This is a genomic window from Pseudomonas wenzhouensis (assembly GCF_021029445.1).
In the GTDB taxonomy this organism is placed as follows: domain Bacteria; phylum Pseudomonadota; class Gammaproteobacteria; order Pseudomonadales; family Pseudomonadaceae; genus Aquipseudomonas; species Aquipseudomonas wenzhouensis.
Window position 1 is genome coordinate 2,220,794 of sequence record NZ_CP072610.1, and the last position, 23,523, is coordinate 2,244,316.

21 protein-coding genes are annotated in these 23,523 nt (G+C 63.6%); 9 read left to right on the forward strand and 12 right to left on the reverse strand.

Features of this window, described 5'->3' with window-relative positions; all coding sequences use genetic code 11:
* Nucleotides 1-187 precede the first annotated feature (187 nt).
* Together J7655_RS10175 and J7655_RS10180 are read right to left on the reverse strand one after the other, a co-directional pair.
* Complete coding sequence (locus J7655_RS10175) at nucleotides 188-535, reverse strand: hypothetical protein (protein ID WP_230927630.1); 348 nt, start codon at nucleotides 533-535, stop codon at nucleotides 188-190.
* Nucleotides 532-2,091: a patatin-like phospholipase family protein gene (locus J7655_RS10180; RefSeq protein WP_230927631.1), complete on the reverse strand. Its 1,560-nt coding sequence runs from the start codon at nucleotides 2,089-2,091 to the stop codon at nucleotides 532-534. The genes J7655_RS10175 and J7655_RS10180 overlap by 4 nt, the downstream gene beginning before the upstream one ends.
* 299 nt (nucleotides 2,092-2,390) lie before the next feature.
* On the opposite strand from J7655_RS10180, the gene J7655_RS10185 reads away from it, so the two are divergent.
* The 4 genes from J7655_RS10185 (at nucleotide 2,391) to nfsB (ending at nucleotide 5,384) form a co-directional block, all read left to right on the forward strand.
* Complete coding sequence (locus J7655_RS10185) at nucleotides 2,391-2,702, forward strand: hypothetical protein (protein ID WP_230927632.1); 312 nt, start codon at nucleotides 2,391-2,393, stop codon at nucleotides 2,700-2,702.
* A gap of 81 nt (nucleotides 2,703-2,783) precedes the next feature.
* Entirely contained in the window at nucleotides 2,784-3,560 is a 777-nt protein-coding gene (locus J7655_RS10190; protein ID WP_230927633.1) for a GGDEF domain-containing protein, read from the forward strand.
* A 138-nt stretch (nucleotides 3,561-3,698) separates the two neighbouring features.
* Nucleotides 3,699-4,577, forward strand: coding sequence for a pyridoxal kinase PdxY (gene pdxY, locus J7655_RS10195; protein WP_230927634.1), 879 nt, complete (start codon nucleotides 3,699-3,701; stop codon nucleotides 4,575-4,577).
* 156 nt (nucleotides 4,578-4,733) lie between these two features.
* Complete coding sequence (nfsB, locus tag J7655_RS10200) at nucleotides 4,734-5,384, forward strand: oxygen-insensitive NAD(P)H nitroreductase (protein WP_230927635.1); 651 nt, start codon at nucleotides 4,734-4,736, stop codon at nucleotides 5,382-5,384.
* Here nfsB and J7655_RS10205 read toward each other — a convergent pair.
* Nucleotides 5,371-6,288, reverse strand: coding sequence for a LysR family transcriptional regulator (locus J7655_RS10205; protein WP_230924351.1), 918 nt, complete (start codon nucleotides 6,286-6,288; stop codon nucleotides 5,371-5,373). The two genes, nfsB and J7655_RS10205, sit on opposite strands and share 14 nt — an antisense overlap.
* A 102-nt stretch (nucleotides 6,289-6,390) precedes the next feature.
* Here J7655_RS10205 and J7655_RS10210 point away from each other — a divergent pair, with 102 nt between their 5' ends.
* Nucleotides 6,391-7,926 (forward strand): NADH-quinone oxidoreductase subunit L, encoded by a 1,536-nt coding sequence (locus tag J7655_RS10210; protein ID WP_230924352.1) that lies wholly within the window; start codon nucleotides 6,391-6,393, stop codon nucleotides 7,924-7,926.
* A complete protein-coding gene (locus tag J7655_RS10215; protein WP_230924353.1) occupies nucleotides 7,923-10,376 on the forward strand; it encodes a YbcC family protein in 2,454 nt (817 codons plus the stop codon). Before J7655_RS10210 ends, J7655_RS10215 begins: the two co-directional genes overlap by 4 nt.
* A gap of 46 nt (nucleotides 10,377-10,422) precedes the next feature.
* Here J7655_RS10215 and J7655_RS10220 read toward each other — a convergent pair whose 3' ends face one another.
* Entirely contained in the window at nucleotides 10,423-10,818 is a 396-nt protein-coding gene (locus tag J7655_RS10220; protein ID WP_230924354.1) for a RidA family protein, read from the reverse strand.
* 140 nt (nucleotides 10,819-10,958) lie between these two features.
* Between J7655_RS10220 and J7655_RS10225 the strand changes: the two genes are divergently transcribed.
* A complete protein-coding gene (locus J7655_RS10225; protein ID WP_230924355.1) occupies nucleotides 10,959-11,888 on the forward strand; it encodes a LysR family transcriptional regulator in 930 nt (309 codons plus the stop codon).
* A gap of 90 nt (nucleotides 11,889-11,978) precedes the next feature.
* On the opposite strand, the gene J7655_RS10230 is transcribed toward J7655_RS10225, so the two are convergent.
* A complete protein-coding gene (locus tag J7655_RS10230) occupies nucleotides 11,979-12,257 on the reverse strand; it encodes a peptidylprolyl isomerase (RefSeq protein WP_017362973.1) in 279 nt (92 codons plus the stop codon).
* Between the two features lie 148 nt (nucleotides 12,258-12,405).
* Here J7655_RS10230 and J7655_RS10235 point away from each other — a divergent pair, with 148 nt between their 5' ends.
* Complete coding sequence (locus J7655_RS10235) at nucleotides 12,406-13,626, forward strand: PilT/PilU family type 4a pilus ATPase (protein WP_230924356.1); 1,221 nt, start codon at nucleotides 12,406-12,408, stop codon at nucleotides 13,624-13,626.
* A gap of 41 nt (nucleotides 13,627-13,667) precedes the next feature.
* On the opposite strand, the gene J7655_RS10240 is transcribed toward J7655_RS10235, so the two are convergent.
* From J7655_RS10240 to J7655_RS10260, 5 genes are all read right to left on the reverse strand, one after another.
* Entirely contained in the window at nucleotides 13,668-14,330 is a 663-nt protein-coding gene (locus J7655_RS10240) for a substrate-binding periplasmic protein (RefSeq protein ID WP_420850942.1), read from the reverse strand.
* Between the two features lie 155 nt (nucleotides 14,331-14,485).
* Complete coding sequence (locus tag J7655_RS10245; RefSeq protein WP_230924358.1) at nucleotides 14,486-15,439, reverse strand: sensor domain-containing diguanylate cyclase; 954 nt, start codon at nucleotides 15,437-15,439, stop codon at nucleotides 14,486-14,488.
* A complete protein-coding gene (locus tag J7655_RS10250) occupies nucleotides 15,426-16,253 on the reverse strand; it encodes an alpha/beta fold hydrolase (RefSeq protein ID WP_230924359.1) in 828 nt (275 codons plus the stop codon). Before J7655_RS10250 ends, J7655_RS10245 begins: the two co-directional genes overlap by 14 nt.
* Nucleotides 16,254-16,365: 112 nt before the next feature.
* Complete coding sequence (locus tag J7655_RS10255; protein ID WP_230924360.1) at nucleotides 16,366-18,321, reverse strand: acetoacetate--CoA ligase; 1,956 nt, start codon at nucleotides 18,319-18,321, stop codon at nucleotides 16,366-16,368.
* A gap of 136 nt (nucleotides 18,322-18,457) precedes the next feature.
* Nucleotides 18,458-19,357 (reverse strand): hydroxymethylglutaryl-CoA lyase, encoded by a 900-nt coding sequence (locus J7655_RS10260; RefSeq protein ID WP_230924361.1) that lies wholly within the window; start codon nucleotides 19,355-19,357, stop codon nucleotides 18,458-18,460.
* Nucleotides 19,358-19,763: 406 nt separating this feature from the next.
* Between J7655_RS10260 and J7655_RS10265 the strand changes: the two genes are divergently transcribed.
* On the forward strand, nucleotides 19,764-20,744 hold the full coding sequence (locus tag J7655_RS10265; RefSeq protein WP_230924362.1) for an IS110 family RNA-guided transposase: 981 nt from the start codon (nucleotides 19,764-19,766) through the stop codon (nucleotides 20,742-20,744).
* A gap of 6 nt (nucleotides 20,745-20,750) precedes the next feature.
* Here the strand turns inward: J7655_RS10265 and J7655_RS10270 are convergent, their stop codons facing one another.
* Entirely contained in the window at nucleotides 20,751-22,679 is a 1,929-nt protein-coding gene (locus J7655_RS10270; RefSeq protein WP_230924363.1) for an acetyl/propionyl/methylcrotonyl-CoA carboxylase subunit alpha, read from the reverse strand.
* The gene (locus tag J7655_RS10275) at nucleotides 22,676-23,476 is read right to left on the reverse strand and encodes a gamma-carboxygeranoyl-CoA hydratase (RefSeq protein WP_230924364.1); all 801 of its coding nucleotides are present in this window, start codon (nucleotides 23,474-23,476) and stop codon (nucleotides 22,676-22,678) included. Before J7655_RS10275 ends, J7655_RS10270 begins: the two co-directional genes overlap by 4 nt.
* Between the last annotated feature and the right edge of the window lie 47 nt (nucleotides 23,477-23,523).

Here is a 23,523-nt window from a genome sequence, read left to right on the forward strand (position 1 = left end):
CAACTGAGCCGGCGCACAGGCGCGAGGCCAACACCCGGCCGGCAGATAGCCGCTAAGGCTGAAGAAGCATGGGTGGGCGTTTCGGTATCGTGACGCCGGGGCTCGGGATGGCGTCAGGTGCGCAATGGTAACACTTGGAGCCTGCAACTTCAGCTCTGCCGGTATTTTGCCCCGAGCAGCCGATTTCCTAGATACGCGGGCGCAGTTTCAGTTCCGGCGTGGGCTTGGGGGCGCCTGTGGCGGGGTGGCTGTCCGGGTGTTGCTCGATCAGCTGGGCGATCTTCCGCAGTTTGCCGAGCATGGCCTGGGCCAGCCCGGCCTGGGTGCGATACAGGCCGGTGTCCGGATTCTGTTGCAGGTAACTCAGGCCTTTGAAGGCATAGCTGTAGCGCTTGGCATCGGCAGTGAAGAAACGCTGGTAATCCTGCTCCGTACCCTGTAGTTCGCGACAGGCTCTTTCCAGGCTCTGCAGCTGTTCGGCGATGCTGGCCAGTTGCAGGCGCAGACGAATGATCTGGTGATTTTCCCAGTTCATTGGCGAGGGTTTGGCGCCAGGCTGCCAGTGCTGCGGGCGCCGAAGCGCAACACGAACTGTTGGCCTGCTTCACGGCCGTAACGGGTCAGGCGCTCGATACGCTCGGCTGGCATGGTCAGGTTGAGGCCACCTTCTTCGCGGGTCAGCTGAATTAGGCCGATGCGGTCGCGAAAGCCTGGCATCAGCGACAGGGTTTCGTGGTTCCAGTCCTTGGCGATATTGCTCAGCAGTGCGAAGAAACCCCGCAAGGCGGGCAAACCAGTCCCGGGAATACGCCGCCAATACGCCAGTCGTGCATCACCGTTGTTGCGCGGGAAGCGCACGCGCTGTTCGTCGGCGCCATCGGTTGGCCCGAGGTCGAGGCCGAAGGTGGGGCGTCTGGGCAGCGCGGCATCGAAGAAATGGATGGGGAAGTTGGAGCTTATGCCGCCATCGGAGAACCAGCAGCGTTCCAGCGTCTTCTTGCTCTTGCGGTAGTCCACGGCGTGCACTGGTACGGCGTTGAGCAGCACGGGGAAGCTCAGGCTCATGCGTACCGCGACGATCACCGGCAGATCATCGGGTAATGGCAGGCGCAGGTAGCCATCACTGCGCGCCTCGCCGGGGCGCTGGCGTGCACTCATCCAGGCCACTACGCGATGCGGGAAAAGCCGCGCGAATTCCTCCCGGCGAAAATGGAACTGATTGTTCTCGCGTACCTGCTCGTCGTCACGAAACGGCAGGCGGAAGGGGCGCGCCATGCTCAGGCATGTGGTCATCACCTGCAGATCGATGCCATGTGCGCGTAGGTCGCCGAAGGTCAATGGCCGCTCGCAGTCGAGATGTGCAGCCCGAGCCGCGCAGTATTCGCGCTGGCCGCTGAGCTGGTCGAAGTACTGCGTCAGCCAACTGGTTAGGACTTCATCCGGCTCATCGTCATTGGCCTCTGGCATGCCGCTGCACAGGCCGAAACCGTTCATTGGCAACTCACGCAAGGCGATCATGGCCAGGCGGACGATCACGGCGAATACGCCACCCAGCGACGCGAACAGCAAGACCCAGACCCAAACCAGCACATTGGCGCTGCTGGCAGCGCTCCACCACAGGGGGCCGCTGGCCAGCAAGGCACCGGTCAGGGCAGTGAAGCTGTGCCGTTTGAGCATGATCTGCAATGGAGCGAACAACCGTACGCCGGGACTTTTGTCTTTGTTTTGCAAAATGGCTATGAAGGTATCGAACAGCGTGCGCATGACCGGGTTCGGTCTGAACAGCGCCAGCAGCTTGGTACCATGGCCACTTGCTGCGGGCAGGCAGAGGTGTGCCGGCAGTCGTTCGATGGCGGCGAAGCCGCCAGGGTCGTTGCCGAGTTCACCGTGTTGGTAACGCTGACGCCCCAACTCGGCGGCAGCGGCTGCTGCTGCAGCAATGGCACCTGCGCTGGTGCCACCGATGCTGCGCAGACGAAATGCCTTGGCGATCTCGGTAATGGCCAGCGGGTAGACGATGCCGCTGGTGATACCGCCTTTCATGATCAGGTCGCATTCCCTGGCGAATACCGCCTGGCGCGAATCGCTCATCTACTGCTCCTTGTCATCATGTCGAATGCTGGCGCGGGCATGATAGAAGTCTTTGCAGGCGATCTGCCAGTATCGCCGGATGCATATGCAGGCAGTGATGCCAGCCGAGGCATCCTGGTTTGGCGCGGTTACGCTTCGTTTGTGGTTGCTAGCAAATTGCCTTCCCGTCTCCATGCGCCTAGCATTCGTTTCTTGTACATGCGCCAGGCTTTGCCGTTCGCACAGATGAAGGTATGTACGCAGAGGCCATTGCCTTGGTGCTAGGCTCCTCATAGGGATTGTTCAATTAGCGGGAATCCATGGTCGCGACCGTTATCCTCGGCATGCTCTGCGTGTATCTGCTGTGCTTTTCCGTGATGTTTTTGCTGATCAGCACACGGCTCAGTGGCAGGACAATGGGCATGGAAGTCTTTGCCCTGGGCAATCTGCTGCTCGGCATTGCCTATATCCTGCAATTGAGCAGTGGCCCGTCGGAGTGGGGGCTGCTCAGTGTGGTCAATCACACGCTGACACTCAGCGCTCCGGTGGCCTATGTGCTGGGCGCGCTGCGTTTCTTTGGACAGTCCACAGCATTGGTGCAGCCATTATTGGGGTTGGCGCTGGTCTATTAGTCGCTCCAGGTACTGGTGCAGTACGGGTTTGGCAGCGAGGCGCGCCATGCGATGCTGGCTGCTGTGTGTACGACGTTGTTCATGGCCATGACGCTCACCCTGCTGTACGGCGTGCGTACCTTTGCCCGCGACCTGCGTATCGAGATGGTTGTCTTTGCCCTGCTGATCGGCGGTCTGGGCGTGCTCAACGCCATGAAGCTTATGAAGATTATCGAGCTCGGTTTACCGGCGCTGGATATGAGCAGCATTTTCCAGAAGGTGTTCTACATCTACATGTCGTTCCTGGCGACGGTGTTGCCGCCTTGCGTGATATGGCTGGTGCTGTGTCGCCTCACCGACGACTTGCGTGCACTGGCCGCTCATGACCCATTGACCCGCCTGCTCAATAGGCGTGGCCTGATGGAGGCTCTGGAGCAGTACTTCCGCTCGCGCACGGCTGTCGCTGCCTACCTGCTTATCGTCGATGTCGATCATTTCAAGGGCATCAATGACACCTACGGTCACAAAGTCGGCGATCTCATTCTGAGTCGCGTCGCCCAAGTGCTCAAAGCCTGCGCGCGCCAGGGCGACCTGATCTGCCGGCTCGGTGGTGAGGAATTCGTGGTCATCGCGCTGGATACCGATAAGGCCGGAGCCCTGCAACTGGCCGAACGCATACGTGACGCGATCGAGCAGGGGGAAGTGCTGCAAAGCGGCTTGCAGCAGGGGATTCGCTGTACGGTAACCGTGGGTGTGTCAGACCGTTTCAGCAGCGCGCAAGCATTCGACGAGCGTTTGCAGGAGGCCGATACGGCGCTGTATTGGGGCAAGACGCATGGGCGCAACAGGGTGGAGTGGGGCGGCGTGCCGGCGGCTTAGCCGTGCGCCGACAGGCCAGGTGTGGCGTTGTCCTGTTGCAGGAGTCCCGCTCCTTCCGATGGAGGCCTTGCGGCTGGCGTGGGCGTGGCGCTTGGCGAATAATCCGTGGCCTGTCGTACTCGATCAGCAGGGATCACCATGAGCGCCACGCAACCGCCCCTCGTTCTGTCCATCCAGTCGCATGTCGCCTGGGGCCATGTCGGCAATGCTGCTGCGGTGTTCCCGTTGCAGCGCCTGGGGTTCGAGGTGCTGCCGATCCATACCGTGCAATTTTCCAATCACACCGGCTATGGCCAGTTCCGTGGCCAGGTGTTCGGTGCCGAGCATGTGCGCGAGGTGCTGCTCGGGCTGCGTGAGCGCGGTGTGCTGCAACGGCTGTCGGCGGTGCTGTCCGGTTACCTGGGCGACGCCGATAGCGGGCGGGTGATTCTCGAGGCCGTGGGCGAGATTCGCCAGCACAACCCCAGCGTGCGTTACCTGTGCGACCCGGTGATGGGCGATGTTGGCAGAGGCGTGTTCGTCAATCCGGCGATTCCCGACTTTTTGCGTGACCAGGCGATGCCTTGCGCCAATATCATCACGCCCAATCAGTTCGAGTTCGAGCTGCTCACCGGCGCGAAACCGGCCAACCTGCAGGAAGCGGTGAAGGTCGCCCGGCAGCTGCGTGGCCGTGGCCCGGATGTGGTGGTGGTCACCAGCCTGGCGACGCCGGATATCGCAGATAGCGAGCTGGGCACCCTGGCCGTGAACGGCGAGGGTGCCTGGCTGGTGACCACGCCGCGGCTGGCCCTGCATCCCCTGCCCAACGGCATGGGTGACGTGTTCTCGGCCACGCTGCTGGGCCGCTTGTTGGCCGGACAGCCCTTGCCGCAGGCGCTGGAGCTGGCGACGGCAACCCTTTACGCACTGGTCGGGCAGACCGCCGAAGGCGCGCGTGATTTGCCACTGGTGGCGGAGCAGGAACAGATCGTGGCGCCGGCCAAGCGTTTCGTCGCGCGTCAGATCAGCAATGGCTGAGGATGGCACCGTGCGGCGCCGGCCTGTATGGGCTAGACGCGAGAGATTTCCATTTTTGCCCTGCAAGGCCAGGGGCAGATGACCGCTGTTGTGTTGCTTTGGCATGCGTCAGACTCACTTTCATTTCGCTGCATTCATTCGATCAGGAGGTTGTCCATGAACCCCGTTTCCTTCGCGCGTCAGCGCTACACCACCAAGGCCTATGATGCCAGCCGCCAGGTGGAGCAGGCGGTTATCGACGAGTTGCTCGAGTTGCTGCGTCTGTCGCCATCCTCGGTCAACTCGCAACCGTGGCATTTCGTCGTAGCCAGCACCACCGAGGGCAAGGCGCGCCTGGCCAAGGGCGCGCAGGGCGGCTTCGCCTACAACCAGGCGAAGATCCTCAATGCCTCGCATGTGATCCTGATCTGTGTCCGTCGCGATCTCGACGACGCCTATCTGGCCGATCTGCTGCAGCAGGAAGCCGATGATGGGCGTTTCCGTGACGAGGTGGCGCGCACCACCCAGCACAACACGCGGCGCAGCTATGTCGAACTGCACCGTGGCCTGGGCGACATCCCGCACTGGGCGGAGAAGCAGGCCTACCTGGCGCTCGGCACGTTGCTTCTGGGGGCTGCTGCCAAGGGGATCGACGCCACGCCGATGGAGGGCATCGACCGTCAGGTGCTGGACGCCGAACTGGGCCTGGTCGCGCAGGGCTTGAACTGCGTGGTGGCCGTGGCCCTGGGGTATCGCAGTGACAGCGATTTCAACGCCGCACTGCCGAAGTCGCGCCTGCCTGCCGAGCGGGTCTTCACTCACCTCTGAGGTCTGCCTGGGCCAGTGGCATACGCGGCGTCGTCAGCGCAGGCTGGCCCAGCAATTCATCGAGAATATCCAGACGAAACTGGCGCTGCAGGGTAACGGCGAAGAACTGCTCGGCGATTTCGGGAATCTCGGCATACAGCTGTAGCGCACCGGATTGCAGTTCGTCCTGCACCACCACCGCCGGCAGCAGCGCCAGGTCGCCGGAGTCCCTGGCCAGCAGGCGCAGCATGGCCATGTCGTCGACCTCGGCGCAGATGTCCGGCTGCAGCCCCTGGCTGTCGCAGAACAGTTCGAATTGACTGCGGATATCGCTGCTGCGCCCGGGGACGATCAGGCGGGCCTGCGGCAGGTCGCGCTGCAGGTCGAACTTGCCGGAGCGCGGCGGGCCGACCAGGCATACGCTCTGCCTGTCCAGCAGGCGGCAACGCCACGAGCGTTGGGCATCGCTGCTGACCGCCTGATTGGTCAGCACCACATCGAGATTGTGCAGGGCCAGGCGCTCCAGCAACTCGCCGAGGCTGCCGGATTCCAGGGTGATGCGCAGCTCGCTGCGTCCGAGAAAAGGGCGCAGCAGGTTCTCCTGAAAGTTACGCGACAGCGTGGCCACGGCGCCGATGCGCAGTTGCCGGTTGGCCTGCAGCGCGCCTTGCAGGGTCATCTGCAGTTCACTGCCGAGGGCGAAGATGCTGTCGGCGTAATCCAGCACCAGCTGCCCGGCTTCGCTCAGCAGCAGATTACGCCCGGAGCGGATGAACAGCGCATGGCCGAGTTGCTCCTCGAGGGCGCGGATCTGCGTCGAAAGTGCCGACTGGGCAACGTGCAGCGATTGCGCGGCGCGGGTCAGATTGCCTTCTTTGGCCACGGCCCAGAAGTAGTGCAGGTGATGGAAGTTGAGCCGGCGCATGATTGGTTCTCTAAAAAGGAATGTTTGATTCTTATCAATCTATTTTAAATAAATAAAGCACTCCCTGAGACTGGCGTCATCGTTCGTTTCTGGAGATCGCTCATGCTGCCTCTGTCCTCTCAATTGGCCACCTGGCTGCCCTGGCTGTACGCCCTGGCACTGGTACCGGTGGCACTGTGGCCGGCTCGCCGGACGGCCAGTCTCTGGTGGCCGGGACGCCTGGCTGGGGGCGCCGGCCTGGCGTTGGTGATGGCCGCGCTGGTGCAGGCCGGCCTCGATGACCAGCCGGCCGACCGCCTGGGGCTGGCCATGGCCAGCCTGATCAGTCTGCTGGCACTGGTGATCATCGAGTTTTCCGCACGTTATTTGCAGGGCGAGCCCGGCCAGCGGCGCTACCTGCTGGCGTTGCTCGGCACCCTGGCGGCGGTGGCCATGGTGGTGACCAGTCGTGACCTGTACGCGCTGGTGGCGGCCTGGATCGTTTCCAGCCTGTGTCTGCATCAGTTGCTGACCTTCTACCGCGACCGGCCCATGGCGCTGGTGGTGGCGCACAAGAAATTTCTCGTCAGCCGCCTGGCCGATATCTGCCTGGTGTTGGCCTGCGTACTGCTGGTGCAGGCGGCTGGCAGCAGCGAGCTGGCGCAGATTCTCGAGCAGGTGGCGCTGCGGCAGGCTGGCGGTGCTGTGGGCTGGGAGCTGCACCTGGCGGCGGTGCTGCTGGTGCTGGCGGTGATCCTCAAGTCTGCGCAGTTGCCGGTGCATGGCTGGCTGATCCAGGTGATGGAGGCGCCGACGCCGGTGTCGGCGCTGCTGCATGCCGGGCTGGTCAACCTGGGCGGTTTCGTCCTGCTGCGTTTTGCCCCCTTGCTGTCCGCAGCACCGGTTGCCCAGACCTTGCTGGTGGTAGTGGGGGGGCTGACTGCCGTGCTGGCAGCGCTGGTGATGATGACGGGCATCAGCATCAAGGTGCGTCTGGCCTGGTCGACCTGCGCACAGATGGGTTTCATGCTGCTCGAATGCGGCCTGGGCCTCTACGAGCTGGCGCTGGTGCACCTGTTGGCCCACTCGCTGTACAAGGCGCATGCCTTCCTGGCTTGCGGAGAGACGGTGTTGCAGGTGCGCCATCAGGCCTTGCAGGAGCCGCGAGCGGCGCCGGAGCTGTTCTCGCTGCTGCTGGCCCTGGGGCTTGCGGTGCTGGCCATGGCGCTGCTTGATCAGCTCTGGCGTTATCTGGTGCCGATGCACCCACTGCCGTTCGAGGCGCTGGCCATTCTTGCGGTAGGCCTGGCGCCCTGGTGCCTGCGGCGCCGTCAGCCGCTGTACGCCGTGCTGATGCTGGTGGCGTTGCTGGGCCTGTATCTGCTCTGGCACCTGGCGGCAGGCTGGATTCTCGCTGCCAGTGCCGCGCCCGCCACGGCGCCGCTGTATTTGAGTCTGGTGGCCCTGGCGCTGTTCTTCGGGCTTTACCTGCTGCAGGCGTTGATCGTGGCGCGGCCACAGGGGTTGCTGGCGCGGCGCCTGTACCCGGCGGCATTTGCTGGCTTCTTCCTCGATGAACACTTCACCCGTCTGACCTTCCGTCTGTGGCCTGTGCGTCCGCTGCCCGCCCACCACGCCGCCACTGGAGAGCGCCCATGACCGCCATCGAACATGTCGTCGCCATCGACCGTGACGTCCTGCATGACGCCGCTGCACGAGCCTGCGAACGTATCGCGCCAACCTGGCCGCTGGATCGTCTGATCGCGGTCAGCCCGTTGTGGGAGCGGCGCCAGCAGCCCTGGGCCGAAGTGGCCGAGCAGCTCTGGCGGCGTGCCGGCAGCCGCTTGACGCTGGCGGCTGACGATTACCGCCAGGCCTGGGCTGACGGGCAGATTGGCGAGCGTCACCTGCTGCAGGTGCTGCGGGACAATCCGCAGGGCCGGACGCCGGCAGATCTGCTGCAGGCGCTGCAGGCCGAGAATGAACAGGCACCTGGCCTGCCGCTGCTGGAAGACATGGCCGATGCCGAGATCGCCTTGCCGGGCTGGCCGGCCTTGATCACCCGGCAAGTCGGTCAATGCTGCGCCGCCTGGTTCGATGAGCATCAGGCCGATTGGCATGCCGAACGCCAGGGCGGGCTGTATCAGGCCTGGCGTCAGGCCATGCAGGATGATCGTGGTATGAGCGTGCTCAGTGCCTGTCGCGACCTGAGTGCCCGCATCGTCGAGTTGCCGTGGCAGCCGCGTGCGGCGCTGGAGGTCGCCGTGCAACGCCTGGGGTTGCGGGCTGACGAGCTGGAGGAGTGGTTCGACTGCCTGCTGTTGCGCAGCCTGGGTTGGGCCTCCTGGTGCGCTTACCGGCGCTGGCTGGCGCGCCAGGCCGGCGGCGACGATGACACGCTGCTGGACGTGCTGGCCATTCGTGCAGCCTGGGAGTGGCTGGTGGATGATCGCCGGCGTGATCCGGGCAGCCGCTGGAACGCCTGGCGCCAGGCCTGGCAGGAGTGGCGCCGCCGCCAGCCGTCGTCTGCCTGGCAGGCGCTGCAGGTATGGCAGCGCGCCGAAGAGCTGGCCTGGCAAGAGCACCTGCAGCAGCTTTTGCAGTCTGCCCAGGCGCAGGGCGTGGCGGTGGAGCCAACGCTGGCCAAGGTGTATTTCTGCATCGACGTGCGCTCCGAGCCGCTGCGTCGTGCTCTGGAGGAGGTCTGTCCGTCGGTTCAGACCGGTGGCTTTGCCGGGTTCTTCGGCTTGCCCATCGCTTACACGCCGCTCGGCACGACAGCCAGCCGGCCGCAGTTGCCGGGCCTCCTGGCGCCGCAACTGAGCGTCAGCGACAGTTGCGGTGACGCGGCGGGTGACGCTCAACTGGCCGCGCGGCGTCAGGCTCGCCTGGCACAGCAGGGGCGCTGGCGCCTGTTCGAGCGTTTGCCGGCGTCGGGTTTTACCCTGGTCGAGTCGCTTGGCCTGGGTTACGCCGGCTCATTGCTCGGGCGCACGGGCGGCTGGCTGCGTGGTCTGGCGCCTGCCGAGCGCGCGGGGTTGAAGCGCGACGAGTGGCAGCGTCTCAGCCCGCTGCTGGCGCCGTTGGCCACGGATCAGCGGGTACAACTGGCGGCGCGTATTCTGCGCGCGATGGGGCTGACGCGAGATTTTCCAGCGCTGATCCTGTTGCTCGGCCATGGTAGCCAGAGCGCCAACCATCCGCAGGCGGCCGGGCTGGATTGCGGTGCCTGTTGCGGCCAGAGTGGTGAGGTCAATGCGCGCGCGCTGGCCGAATTGCTCAATGATCCGCAGGTGCGCCTGGGGCTGGCCGGGCAGGGGATCGAGCTGCCGATGGACTGCCAGGTACTGGCCGGGCTGCATAACACCACCACCGACGAAGTCCAGGTCTTCGCCAGTGACGCCTTGCCGGCTGACCTCGTGCCAAGCTGGCAGCGCCTGCGCCAGGCGCTGGACCGCGCAGCCGTGCGGGTGCGTCAGGCGCGTGCGGCGCGTCTGGGGCTGGGGCCTCTGAGCAGGCGGCCGGAGCGCCTGCTGGCGGCCCTGCGCCGACGCGCCGCTGACTGGGCGCAGACCCGTCCGGAATGGGGGCTGGCCGGCAATGCCGCGTTCATCGCTGCGCCGCGTGCGCGCACGCGCGGTCTCGACCTGCAGGGGCGTGCCTTCCTGCATGACTATGACTGGCGACATGACGAGGGTGGCAAGGTGCTGGAGTTGATCATGACCGCACCGATGGTCGTGGCGCACTGGATCAACCTGCAGTACCTGACCTCGACCACCGACAACCAGCGTTTTGGCAGTGGCAACAAGGTGCTGCACAACGTGGTGGGCGGCAATATCGGGGTATTCGAGGGCAACGGTGGCGATCTGCGCATCGGCCTGGCGCGCCAGTCGCTGCACGATGGCCAGCGCTGGCTACACCGGCCGCTGCGTCTGAGCGTGATCATCGCTGCGCCGCGCTCGATGATCGATCAGGTGGTCGCCAGCCATCAGGTGGTGCGCGAGCTGGTCGAGCATGGCTGGCTGTATCTGCTGCGGTTGGACGATGATCGCGCTGCGTCACTGCAGATTCGCGACGCTGGCGGCTGGCGGGCGCTGCTCGGGGAGTGAGGTGGATCCGCGTCTTGCGGGGCGTGCCGGGCGGCGCGCGGAATATTCACTGTGGCAGCTTGGCGATCACCTTGATCTCGAAATCGAAGCCGGCCAGCCAGGTCACGCCAAGGGCCGTCACCGTCGGGTAGGGCGCTTCGCCCCAGTAGTCGGCTGCCACTTCCCAGATGGTTTCGAACTTGGCGTGCGGGTCGACCATGAAGATGGTGGTGTCGACCACATCTTCGAAGCTGCAACCGGCTTCGGCGAGAATCGCGTTGAGATTGGCGAAGGTGCGGCGAACCTGGTCGTGCAGATCCGGTTCCGGCGAGCCGTCCTTGCGGCTGCCGACCTGGCCGGAGACGAACAGAAAGCCGTTGCTGCGAATGGCCGGGGAGTAGCGATGCAGCTCGTACAGGGCGTGGCGTTCTGCCGGGAAAACCACATCACGCTTGCTATTCATGGGAACCTCCGTTGGAGCCAGTGCGGCCCGCTGTTATCGATAGCCGCACTTTAGGAGTGACGCCGCGCTGGATAAACGTGCAACTCTGGTCATGACTGTTTGTAGAATCCAAACAATCAATGATTAAAGAGTGGCGTTAAATGGATCGTTTCGATGCGATGCAGGCCTTTGCCCGGGTGGTGGAAACCGGCAGCTTCACCAAGGCAGCCAGCACCCTGCACATGAGCAAGACCAGCGTGACGCAGTTAATCCAGCAGCTGGAGGCGCGGCTGCGCGTGCGCCTGCTCAATCGCACCACCCGCAAGGTCAACGTCACGGCCGACGGGGCGGCCTATTACGAGCGTGTGGTACGTCTGCTGGCGGAGCTGGACGATGCTGAAACCAGCTTGTCCAGTGCGTCACTGGCACCGCGCGGCCGTTTGCGTGTGGACGTGCCCAGCCCCTTCGCGTGCATGCTGCTGATCCCGGCGCTGCCGGCGTTCTACGCGCGCTATCCGGACATTCAGCTGACCCTGGGCGTGAGTGACCGCATCGTCGACATCATTGGCGAGAACGTCGATTGCGTGGTGCGCGGTGGGGAGATCACCGATCAGTCGCTGATTGCGCGGCATATCGGCGATCTGCAACTGGGCCTCTACGCCGCGCCGGGCTACCTGCAACGAGCGGGAACACCGGCCCATCCGCGTGAGCTGCAAGATGGCAGTCATGACACGCTGGGCTTTCTCTGGTCGCGCACAGGCAATGCCCTGCCTTACGCCATGCGGCGGGGCGAGGAGGTTATCGAAGCCCAGGGGTGTCCGGCGCTGATTGTCGATGACGGCAATGCGTATCTGGCCGCCGGGCTGGCCGACCTCGGCATACTCTGGTTGCCGCACTACATGGCCCGGCCACATCTGGCCAGTGGCGAGCTGGTGGGTTTGTTCGAGGACTGGCAGATGACGCCGATGCCGATGTACCTGGCTTTCCCGGCGAACCGGCATGTCAGCGCCAAGTTGCGGGTGTTCATCGATTGGGTGGTGGCGCTGATGGCCGAGCACGTGCCTGTGCCAGGGTACCCGCACAGGCTATGAAGGCGCGCCGGTAGTGCTCATGCCGCCTGTGCGCAGGGCAACGGCGCTCCGTCGGCTCGCAAACCAGCGCGTCGAGCGCCTGAGCGAACCTCAGTCGCGATAGAACACCTGGATCAGGTGGTAGCCGAACTGGGTTTTCACCGGGCCGTGCACTTCACGCAGCGCCTTCTTGAAGATCACCTGATCGACGGCGCGCACCATCTGCCCGGGGCGCACTTCACCGAGGTCGCCGCCTTTCTTGCCGGAAGGGCAGGTGGAATGCTTGCGCGCCAGTACGTCGAAGGCCTCGCCGGCCGCGATACGCTTTTTCAGGGCGGCGGCTTCTGCCTCGGTCTTGACCAGGATGTGGCGGGCCATTGCCTTTGCCATTGATGGGCTCCTCAATTCTGTCAGGGCGCTATTGTGCCAGCTTTGCTTGCGCCAGCAGAATGGCGTCAATTGTATGGGCCGTGCGTTGTCCGCTGCGCGAGCGAATCATGGCCTATGGTATTTCAATCGCGCTCACGGAAACGCCGCCATGGATCTCCACGCAATGCTGAAAATCCTGTCCAGTCAGGATGGCTCCGATCTGTATCTGTCCACTGGCGCGCCGCCTTGCGCCAAGTTCAACGGCGTGCTCAAGGCACTGAGCCAGGAGCCGATGAAAGCCGGCGATGTGGCGGCGATTGCCGACTCGATCATGGACAGTGCCCAGCGTGAGGAATTCGAGCGCGAACTGGAGATGAACCTGGCGATATCGCTGACCGGGGTCGGGCGTTTCCGCATCAACATCTTCAAGCAGCGTAACGAGGTGTCCATCGTCGCGCGCAACATCAAGCTGGATATTCCGCGTTTCGAAGACCTCAAACTGCCCGAAGTGCTGCTCGGCACGGTGATGGAGAAGCGCGGCCTGGTGCTGTTCGTCGGCGGCACCGGTTCGGGCAAGTCGACCTCGCTGGCGGCGCTGATCGACTACCGCAATCGCAACAGCGGCGGTCACATCATCACCATCGAAGACCCGGTGGAGTATGTGCACCGGCACAAGAAGTCGATCATCAACCAGCGCGAGGTGGGCGTGGATACCCGCAGCTTCCATGCGGCATTGAAGAACACCCTGCGTCAGGCGCCGGATGTGATCCTGATTGGCGAAATTCGCGACCGCGAAACCATGGAGCACGCCCTGGCCTTCGCCGATACCGGACACCTGGCGATCTCCACGCTGCACGCCAACAATGCCAACCAGGCGCTGGACCGCATCATCAACTTCTTCCCGGAAGATCGCCGTCCGCAGTTGCTCAACGACCTGGGCAACAACCTCAAGGCGTTCGTTTCCCAGCGCCTGGTCAAGACGCTTGACGGCAAGCGCCGCGCCGCAGTGGAGGTGATGCTGGGCACGCCGACGGTGCGCGACCTGATCAAGCGCAACGAGTTTTCCGAGCTGAAGGAAATCATGGAGAAGTCCAAGAACCTCGGCATGCAGACTTTCGACCAGGCGCTGATCGATCTGGTGCACGAAGGTGCAATCGACGAGGAAGAGGCGGTGAAGAACGCCGACTCGGCGAACAACGTGCGCCTGAAACTCAAGCTGCATCGCGACAACCCGGCCAACGCACGGCCTGCACCTGCAGTAGCTGCTGCCCCTGCGGCGCAGCCCGTTGCAGTGAAAAGTGCTGCAGCCGGTGATTGGGGGCTGGAACTGAAGCTGGAGGAGATCGAGCAGGAGCCGTTGCCAGAAGATCCGGGGCGGCAGGGTATTTGACGGATCGCGGAAAGAACAGGGCCTGGCAGGCAGCCAGGTCGTCAAGGATCAGGCTGCAGCGGCAGATAGGCCTGACGCAGGCGCTGGCTGATACCTTCCAGTTCGAGTTCGGCGATGGCGCTGCGCAAGTCTTCGACCAGTCGCGCATCGCATTCCTTCGAGCAGCTCAGATAGAGGCCGGTACTGACCAGCGTCGGGCTTCGGCGCAGATTCTGCTGGCGATAATTCGAACCTTCCCAGATATACAGCGCCTCCGGCACGCCGGTGAACCAGGCGTCGATACGCTCCAGGTTCAGCAGGTGGACGGGGTTTTCGCCCGACGTGAGTTGCACGATCTGCTCGTCGCGAAAGCCTTCACGCTGGAGGATGGCGACCTGCGCAGTGCCCAGGCCAACGCCGATGCGGCGGTAACGCTGACGGGCCTCGGCGAAGCTCGTCACGGGCTCGTCGAGGCTGAAGAAGGCACGCTCCAGTTCCATGACCGGCGCGATCCAGGTGTACAGCTCCTCGCGTTCGGGCGTGCGCGACAGGGGAATGATCAGCATGTTGCGACCTCTGGCCACGCTGGCCTGGGCGCGTGGCCAGGGTTCGGCAACGATTTCGGTCAGTTTGCCGAGCCTGGCCAGAGCCGCCAGGGTGACATCGCCGACCATGCCATGACCGCCCTCGTATTGGTGCAGCGTCAGCGGCGGTGCGTCCGGCATGTACAGTTTCACCGGCTCGTCAGCCGATGCTGCTGCGGCGAAGAGCACGGTGGCGAATATGCAGTAGAGGTTGTGCACGGCTAACGTTCCGTTGTCAGTGTGACCTGAAGTGTAGAGGGCATTGGCGCTGTGCACCTTGACCCGGCGCACGCGGCTTACTCATGGCGGACGCTGCGATTCCTGCCCTGGGCCTTGGCCTCATACAGTGCCCTGTCGGCGGCTGCCAGCAACTGTGTCAGGTAGCGTTCACAAGGTTGCAGGCAGGCAATGCCAATGCTCACCGTGACCGTTTCATTGGCAACCTGCAGGGTTCTGATCTGCTCATGCACGCGCTGGGCAATATCGCTGGCTTCATCCAGATCAGCGTCGGGTAACCAGATCGCAAACTCCTCACCGCCATAGCGCACGACGCTGTCGCCACTGCGTACGCTGTGCAGCAGGCGCTGAGCGAGGTCTACCAGAACCCTGTCGCCCTCGGCGTGGCCAAAACGATCATTGACCTGCTTGAAATGATCGATATCGATCAACAGCAGGCTGCCATTGGCCTGCGCCGTGGCAGTGGCGAGCCAATGTTCGACATGCAGGGACAGTGCCCTGCGGTTGCTCAATGCAGTCAGTGGGTCGCTGTGGCTCAGTTGTGCCAACTGTTCGGCCTCGCTTTCCACTTCCACCGTGTAGTTGGCCAGTTGCGCGTAGGCGCTTTGCAGCGCCAGATTGGCCTTGGCCAGTTGTGCAGCACTTTCCTGTGCCTGCTGGCGGGCCTTGAGCAGCTCGGTCTCGAAACGCTGGCGATCCTTGGCGATGAAGAACAGCCAGATGACTTCGGCAGAACCCTCGGCTTCACTGATGCGGGCATTGGTCATCACGGGCATCAGCTGCCCGCCGCCCGACTGCAGCTGCAGATAGAGTTCGTTGAACTCGCCATTGCGCAGCAGCAAAGGCCAGGCATGGGTTTGCAGGAAGATACGGCTGGCTGGCGGAAAGAACTGATCCATATCGCCGCTCAGGGCCGCGTCTGTCAGGCGCTTGAAATCGTTGTTGGCATGCTTGATGCGGCCATTGCAGTCGGTCACCAGAACCGGGCAGGGCAGACAGTCAAGATAGAACACGGCTGTTGACTCCCTGCAAATAGCGATGCATGGCGGCACTGACCAGCTCGGGGTGGCTCATGTGCGCGCAATGGCCGCTGACTTCGAGGATTTCCAGCCTGCTGTCGGCGAGCGCTTTGTGCAGATAGTCGGCAACTGCGCCGGGTACCAGCGCGTCACGCTGGTGGTGCAGGATCAGGCTCGGCACCGGGCAGGACGGCAGCGCCGGGCGTATATCGGACAGGAACGTGGCCTGAGCGAAGGTGCGGGCCATCAGCGGATCGGTCGAGCAGAAACTGTCGGAGAGTTGTGTGGTGACGGCCGATTCATCGGCGGCGCTGACCACCGGGGCGAACTGTTTGGCCCAGCCCATGTAGTTGTGCGCCATCAGCTCCAGCAGCCCTTCCAGATCCTGGCGTTCGAATCCGCCACGGTAATCCGCTTCGTCGTTGAGAAAGCAGGGTGATGGGCCCAGAAGAATCAGCCGAGAAAACAGCTGAGGGCGCCTGATGGCGGCGAGTATGCCGATGCTGCAACTGATCGAGTGACCGACGAAGGTCAGGTCGCCCGACAGTGCGAGGGCATCGCACACTTCCAGCAGGTCATCGACATAACCCTGTAGCCGGCCGTAGCGGATCGGATCGAAGGCGCTGGCGTCGGACTCGCCACTGCCGACATAGTCGAACAGAACCTGCCGATAGGCCGGGGTGAAGGCTGGCGTGACCCTGCTCCACATGTCCTTGTTGCAACCAAAACCGTGGCCATAGACGAGCGTTGGCGCATCGTGCGCTGCTGCCGGTAAACAGTGAACGTTGTTGCGCTGGATGATGTTCATGACGCTCCCTCGCCGCGTACCCCATCGGCCCCCGATTCAGGCCCGATTTCAGTGAGGACGAAAAAATGGCGCCAGTATAGTGATTTTTCCGGGTGCTGGCTTCGGGCCATGACTACTCATTCAACTCGGGCAAATTTCGGTACAGCGCCAGGGCCTGCGGGTTGGCCAGGGCGTCGGTATTCCTCACCGGTTGGCCATGGATGACGTTGCGCACAGCCAGTTCGACGATCTTGCCGCTGAAGGTGCGCGGAATATCGGCGACCTGAAGGATTTTCGCCGGTACGTGGCGCGGTGTGGTGTTGGTGCGAATCGCCTGGCAGATCTCCTCACGCAGGCTATCGTCGAGCGTCACGCCATCGCGCAGGCGCACGAACAGCACCACGCGTACGTCACCTTGCCAGTCCTGACCGATGACGATGGATTCCAGTACCTGCGGCACCTTTTCCACCTGACGGTAGATTTCTGCGCTGCCGATGCGCACGCCGCCGGGGTTGAGCACGGCATCGGAGCGGCCATGGATGAGCAGGCCGCCATGCGCGGTTTGTTCGGCATAGTCGCCGTGGGCCCAGATGCCGGGGAAGGTGGCGAAATAGGCAGCGCGGAATTTATCGCCATCAGCGTCATTCCAGAAGCCCAGCGGCATCGAGGGAAAATGCCGGGTGCAGACCAACTCGCCCTTGCCGCTGCTCAGCGGGTGGCCGTCTGCATCCCACACCTGCACGTCCATTCCCAGGCCCTTGCACTGCAGCTCGCCGCGCCAGACGGGCAGGGTCGGGTTGCCCAGGGCGAAGCAGGAGACGATGTCGGTGCCGCCGGAGATCGACGACAAGCACAGATCCGCTTTCACGTCGCGGTAGACGTAGTCGAAGCTTTCATGAGCCAGCGGCGAGCCGGTGGAGAGGATCGTCCTGAGTGAGGTCAGCGTGTGGCTCGCGCGCGGTTTGACGCCGGCCTTCTCCAGTGCGCTGATGAATTTGGCGCTGGTGCCGAACACCGAGATGTTCTCGGCATCGATCAGGTCGATCAGGCGCGTGGGGGCAGGATGGAAGGGGGAGCCGTCGTAGAGCACCAGGGTGGCGCCCAGGGCCAGGCCTGCTACCTGCCAGTTCCACATCATCCAGCCGCAGGTGGTGTAGTAGAACAGGGTGTCGCTGGCGCCGAGGTCGGTGTGCAGCCCCAGTTCCTTGAGGTGCTGCAAGAGGGTGCCGCCAACACCATGGACGATGCACTTGGGTACGCCGGTGGTGCCGCTGGAGTATAGGATATACAGCGGCTGGTCGAACGGCACCGGGGTGAACTGCGGCGCGCCGCCGGGTTGGTAGAAGTCCTGCCACAGGGCCACTGGAGCAACTGACTTGTAATCTGCTGGGCTGGCCTCATGGCGTGAGTAGGGCACGATCACCAGGCGCTCCAGGCTGGGCAGTTGCGCGAGAATTTCATTGATTTTGTCGGTCAGGTCGATGGACTTGCCGGCGTAACGGTAGCCGGCGGCAGCGATCAGCACCTTGGGCTCGATCTGACCGAAGCGGTCGAGCACGCCCTGGGTGCCGAAGTCCGGCGAGCAACTCGACCAGGTGGCGCCCAGGCTGGCGCTGGCGAGCATACCCACCACCGTCTGCCAGGTGTTGGGCATGAAGGCCGCGACGCGGTCGCCGATGCCTACGCCGGCCTCGCGCAGGGCTCTTTGCAGGCCGGCGATATGAGCGGCCAGTTGCGCATGACTGAGTTGTTCGCGGCTGCCGTCCTCGGCGATGGCCACCAGCGCCGGGTGACCGTCGCGGCGACGCAGCAGGTGCTCGGCGAAATTCAGCGTGGCACCGGGGAACCACTGCGCGTCCGGCATCGCCGGGCCTTCGCGCAGCACGCATGCGGCGGGGGTGTGCAAGCGGATGTCGAAGAAATCGACGATGGCCTGCCAGAAGGCTTCACGCTGCGCGACGCTCCAGGCATGCAGGGCTGGGTAGTCGGCCAGTTGCAGCCCATGGCGCTGGTTGACGAAGCAGCGGAAGGCGCCCATTCGGCTGGCGGCGATACGTGCGGGCGAAGGTGTCCATAGCGGGTGCTGCATGGCTCAGTCCTCGTCGTGCTTGTCCCTCGACTTCAGCTTAGCCTGTAGTCCGCCTGTAATCCTGGACTGCGCGTCGTCGATCACGCCTCACCGATCCACCACAACGGTGGATGAGCAACGCGTCATCCGCCTGCACTCATTGACTCAGGCGCGCCCGCGCCACCCGCGAACCGTTGTGCTTGCCCAGCACTTGGCAAATACGCTGCCCGGCAGCGATCAGCTGGTTCATATCCACGCCGGTTTCGATGCCAAGGCCTTGCATGAGGTACAGCACGTCTTCGGTGGCGACGTTACCGGTGGCGCCTTTGGCGTAGGGGCAGCCGCCCAGGCCGGCAACCGAGCTGTCGAACACGCTGATGCCTTCGAGCAGGCTGGCGTAGATATTGGCCAGCGCCTGGCCATAGGTGTCGTGGAAGTGTCCGGCGAGCTTGTCGCGCGGGATCTCGCGGCCAACCACCTCGATCATTTTGCGTGCATGGCCTGCAGTGCCGGTGCCGATGGTGTCACCCAGCGATACCTCGTAACAGCCCATGGCATAGAGTTCACGGGCGACGCTGGCGACCTGCTCGGGGGCGACGTTGCCGTCATAAGGGCAGCCCAGCACGCAGGAGACGTAGCCGCGTACGCGTACATTGGCGGCTTTCGCGGCCTCCAGGAGCGGCACGAAGCGCTGCAGGCTCTCGGCGATGGAGCAGTTGATGTTCTTCTGCGAGAAGGCCTCGCTGGCGGCGGCGAACACTGCCACTTCTTCCACCTTGGCCTCCAGCGCGGCCTCGAAGCCTTTCAGGTTGGGCGCCAGGGCGGCGTAGGTGATGCCCGGTTTCCGCTTGATACCGGCGAACACTTCGGCGGAGCCAGCCATTTGTGGCACCCATTTGGGCGAGACGAAGCTGCCCACCTCGATATAGCTCAGGCCGGCGGCGCTGAGATCGTCGGTGAGGCGTACCTTGTCGGCGACGCTGATCGGTTGTTTCTCGTTCTGCAGGCCGTCGCGCGGGCCGACTTCGACCAGGCGTACGGATTTGGGCAGGTTCATCAGGGTGTCCTCACGGGTGTTGCGGATGCCGTAGGGTGCGCTGTGCGCACCGTCTGCGGCAAGACGTAGTAAAGCGAGTTGAATCGGTGGGCTGAAGCCCACCCTACGCGACTGAAGCGGATCGCCGCCCGGCCCATCCCACGAGATCTGCTGCGTAGGGTGGGCTTCAGCCCACCTTGTCCAAGGCGAATGCGGTGGATCGGTGAAGCGTGATCCACCCTTGTATTTTGTTTTTGCTCAAGTCGCTCTTGAGCACAAGGCACCCGGATGCCGTATCCACCCTTGGCGACAAGGCCGTGATGTAGATTTCGCACCGGTTTGCCTGCTTTAACTTGCCAGAGATCGGACAGTATCTTCGACCCGGCCAAGCCGTGAGTCAGCATTCACAAGGTGGATCGCGCAAGCCATGAGCTCTTTTGACTTCATCCCTCTGGGAATCGACATATCCAAGAAGAAAATCGATTGCGCCCTGATGCTGGGTGCAAAATTCAAGAACAAGGTCTTCGCCAATAACCCCGAAGGGTTTGTCGGGTTGTGCGCTTGGATCGATCAGCACGCCCAAGCAACAGTGCACATCTGTATGGAGGCTACGGGCATCTACTGGGAGGCAGTGGCTGTACATCTGGCCAATGCGGGGCATCGCGTCAGTGTCATCAATCCAGCCCTGGCCAAAGCCCATGCTCAATCGCTGGGTCTGCGTAGCAAGACTGATGCAATCGATGCAAGGGCGTTGGCTGATTATTGTCGGCAACGACAACCTGCCCTTTGGGTTGCTCCATCACTTTCGGAGCAGCGGTTAAAAGCGCTGGTACTGCGCCTTCAAGGCCTAGTGACCATGCGCACCGAGGAAAAGAACCGGATCGAGTCGGCCCGTGACTCGGTGCGTGAAAGTCTGGACAAGCACCTGCAATGGCTCGACGAAGAGATCAAGCGTATTGAACTGCAGATATCCCAGACGCTTGATGATGACCCGATGTTACGAGGCAAGCGTGAGCTGCTGACCTCCATCCCTGGTCTTGGGGAACGCACCTTATCCGTTCTATTGGCCTACGGCCTGGGAGGAGAACGCTTCGACAAGGCGCGCCAATTCGTTGCCTTTGCCGGCTTGAGCGTGCGTGCGTATGAGTCTGGCAGCAGCGTCAGGGGCAAGCCGCGGATGTCCAAGGTCGGTCACTCACGGCTGCGCAGTGCGCTGTACATGCCCGCGATGGTGGCTCTGTACAGAACCGACTGGGGGCGTCGCTATCGTGACCGGCTTGCCGGTAACGGCAAGCCAGCCAAAGTCATCATCGGTGCCATGATGCGCAAACTCGTGCATGTGGCCTTTGGCGTGCTGAAGTCCGGACGAAAGTTCGACCCCGAACTCCATGTCGCTTGCGCCAGATAACAGTATCTACGGCTCTAGCTCGACCAGCACCGTGCCTTCGCTGACCATTTCGCCTTCGCGGCAATACAGCGCCTTGACCGTACCGGCCTCGGGGGCGCGGATGCTGTGCTCCATCTTCATCGCCTCCAGTACCACCAGGGCTGCGCCTGCTTCGACCGTCTGGCCGGGCTCGACCAGCACACGAACGATGCTGCCGTTCATCGGCGCACTGAGGCCACTATGCTGGACATGGCTGGCCTCGGCGGCCGCGATAGGATCGAAACGGCTGATCGTGTACAGCTCGCCTTGCCATTGCAAGTAGAGGCTGTCACCACGGCGGATGGCACAAATGTGCTGGCGCGTACCGTCGATCTCCGCCAGCAGCACTTCGCCCTGCAAGCAGGCGTTTTGAGCCGCCCGTACCTTGCGACTCTCGCCCTGGCAGCTCAGGTGCAGCTCGATTTCCGCCTTGCCGCCGGAGCGCCAGCCACTGCGGGCCGCCCAGGGCGAATGCAGGTCGTCGTTGCGCGCCAGCGGCGCCTCGCTCTGCACCCAGGCATCGGCTGCCAGTTGCCAGAAGGCCTGCGGCAACTCGCCTGGTGCAGGCAGTAACTGCTGCTGATGACGCGGGATAAAGCCCGTGTCCAGCTCGCACGCGGCGAACGCTGGATGGGCGAGGATGCGGCGCAGAAACGCCAGGTTGGTCTTCACGCCGCCGACCAGTGTGTCGTCGAGCATGGCCAGCAGGCGCAGACGTGCCTGCTCACGGTTCTCACCCCAGGCGATCAGCTTGCCCAGCATCGGGTCATAGAAGGGCGATACGCTGTCGCCTTCGGCCACGCCGCTGTCGATACGACGCCCATCGCCGCTGGCGGCCTCGCGGTACAGCGCCAGGGTGCCGGTGGCGGGGAGGAAATCGTGATCCGGGTCTTCGGCATACAGCCGCACCTCGATGGCGTGGCCGTTCAGCGGCACCTGCTGTTGGGTGATCGGCAGCGGTTCGCCGCGAGCGACGCGAATCTGCCAGGCCACCAGATCGAGGCCGGTGATGGCCTCGGTGACCGGGTGCTCGACCTGCAGGCGGGTGTTCATCTCCATGAAGAAGAAGTCACCACGCTCGTCCAGCAGGAATTCCACGGTGCCGGCGCCGACGTAGCCGATGGCCTGCGCCGCCTTGACCGCCGCTTCGCCCATGGCGCGGCGCAGCTCGGGGCTCAGGCCCGGCGCTGGCGCTTCTTCCACCACTTTCTGATGGCGGCGCTGGATCGAGCAGTCGCGTTCGTTGAGGTACAGGCAGTTGCCGTGCTGGTCGGCGAATACCTGGATCTCCACGTGGCGCGGCTTGAGCACGTATTTTTCCACCAGCATGCGCGAGTCGCCGAAGGCCGACTGCGCTTCGCGCTGGGCAGATTCCAGCGTTTCGGCGAGCTGCGCCTCGGACTCGGCCACCTTCATGCCCTTGCCACCGCCGCCAGCGGCTGCCTTGAGCAGCACCGGATAGCCGATGTTCGCGGCGGCTTCGCGGAAGGTTTCATAATCCTGCGCTTCGCCGTGGTAGCCCGGCACCAGCGGCACGCCGGCAGCCTCCATCAGCGATTTGGCCGCCGACTTGCTGCCCATGGCATCGATGGCCAAGCCGGGCGGGCCGAGGAAGATCAGTCCGGCCTGCTCGATGGCGCGGGCGAAACCGGCGTTCTCCGAGAGAAAGCCATAGCCCGGGTGGATGGCTTGTGCGCCGCTGGCCTTGGCGGCGGCGATGATCTTGTCGATCAGCAGGTAGCTTTCGCCAGGCTTGGCGCCGTCGAGGTTCACCGCGACGTCAGCTTCGCGCACATGCCGTGCATGGGCATCGATGGCGCTGTGCACGGCGACAGTGCGAATGCCCATAGCCTTGGCCGTGCGCATCACGCGGCAGGCGATTTCGCCGCGATTGGCGACCAGCAGGGTATCGATCATGCGAATGGCTCCTGCCAGCTTGGTTGGCGTTTTTCCAGGAACGCGCGCAGGCCTTCCTGGCCCTCGGCGCTGACGCGCAGACGGGCGATGGCGTTTTCGGTGTAGCGGCGCAGGGCCGGGGTCAGTTCGCCGCTGCCGACTTCGCGCAGCAGATCCTTGCTGGCGCGCATGGCTTGTGGGCTGTTGTGCAGCAGGTTGGCGACCCAGGCTTCGACCTGAGCGTCCAGTTCAGCGGCCGGGTAGCACTCGGCGAGCAGGCCCAGTTCGCGGGCACGTTTGCCGTCGAAACGCTCGGCGGTCAGCGCGTAGCGTTTGGCGGCGCGCTCGCCGATGGCTTGCACAACGAAGGGGCTGATCACTGCCGGAGCGAGGCCGATGCGTACTTCCGACAGCGAGAACAGCGCATCTTCGCTACCGATGGCCATGTCGCAGCAACTGGCCAGGCCCACCGCACCGCCGAAGGCCGCGCCCTGGACGATTGCCAGTGTGGGGATCTTCAGACCGTGCAGGTTGTACATCAGCTCGGCCAGTTCGCGGGCATCATTCAGGTTGGCGTTGTAATCCAGGGTGGCCGCGTGCTGCATCCAGGCCAGATCGGCGCCGGCGGAGAAGTGCTTACCACGGCCACGCAGCAGGAGAAAACGCAGGCTCTTGTCTTCACCGACGGCGTCGAGGGCGAGGATCAGCTCGCGGATCATCTCGGCGTTGAAGGCGTTGTTCTTTTCCGGGCGGTTCAGCCACAGAGTGGCGAAGCCGCGCGGGTCTTTCTCAAGCTGTACGGTGGTGAAGTTGGTCATGGTGTCAGGCTCGAAAGGCTGGGTAGGAGCGGCTTCAGCCGCGATCA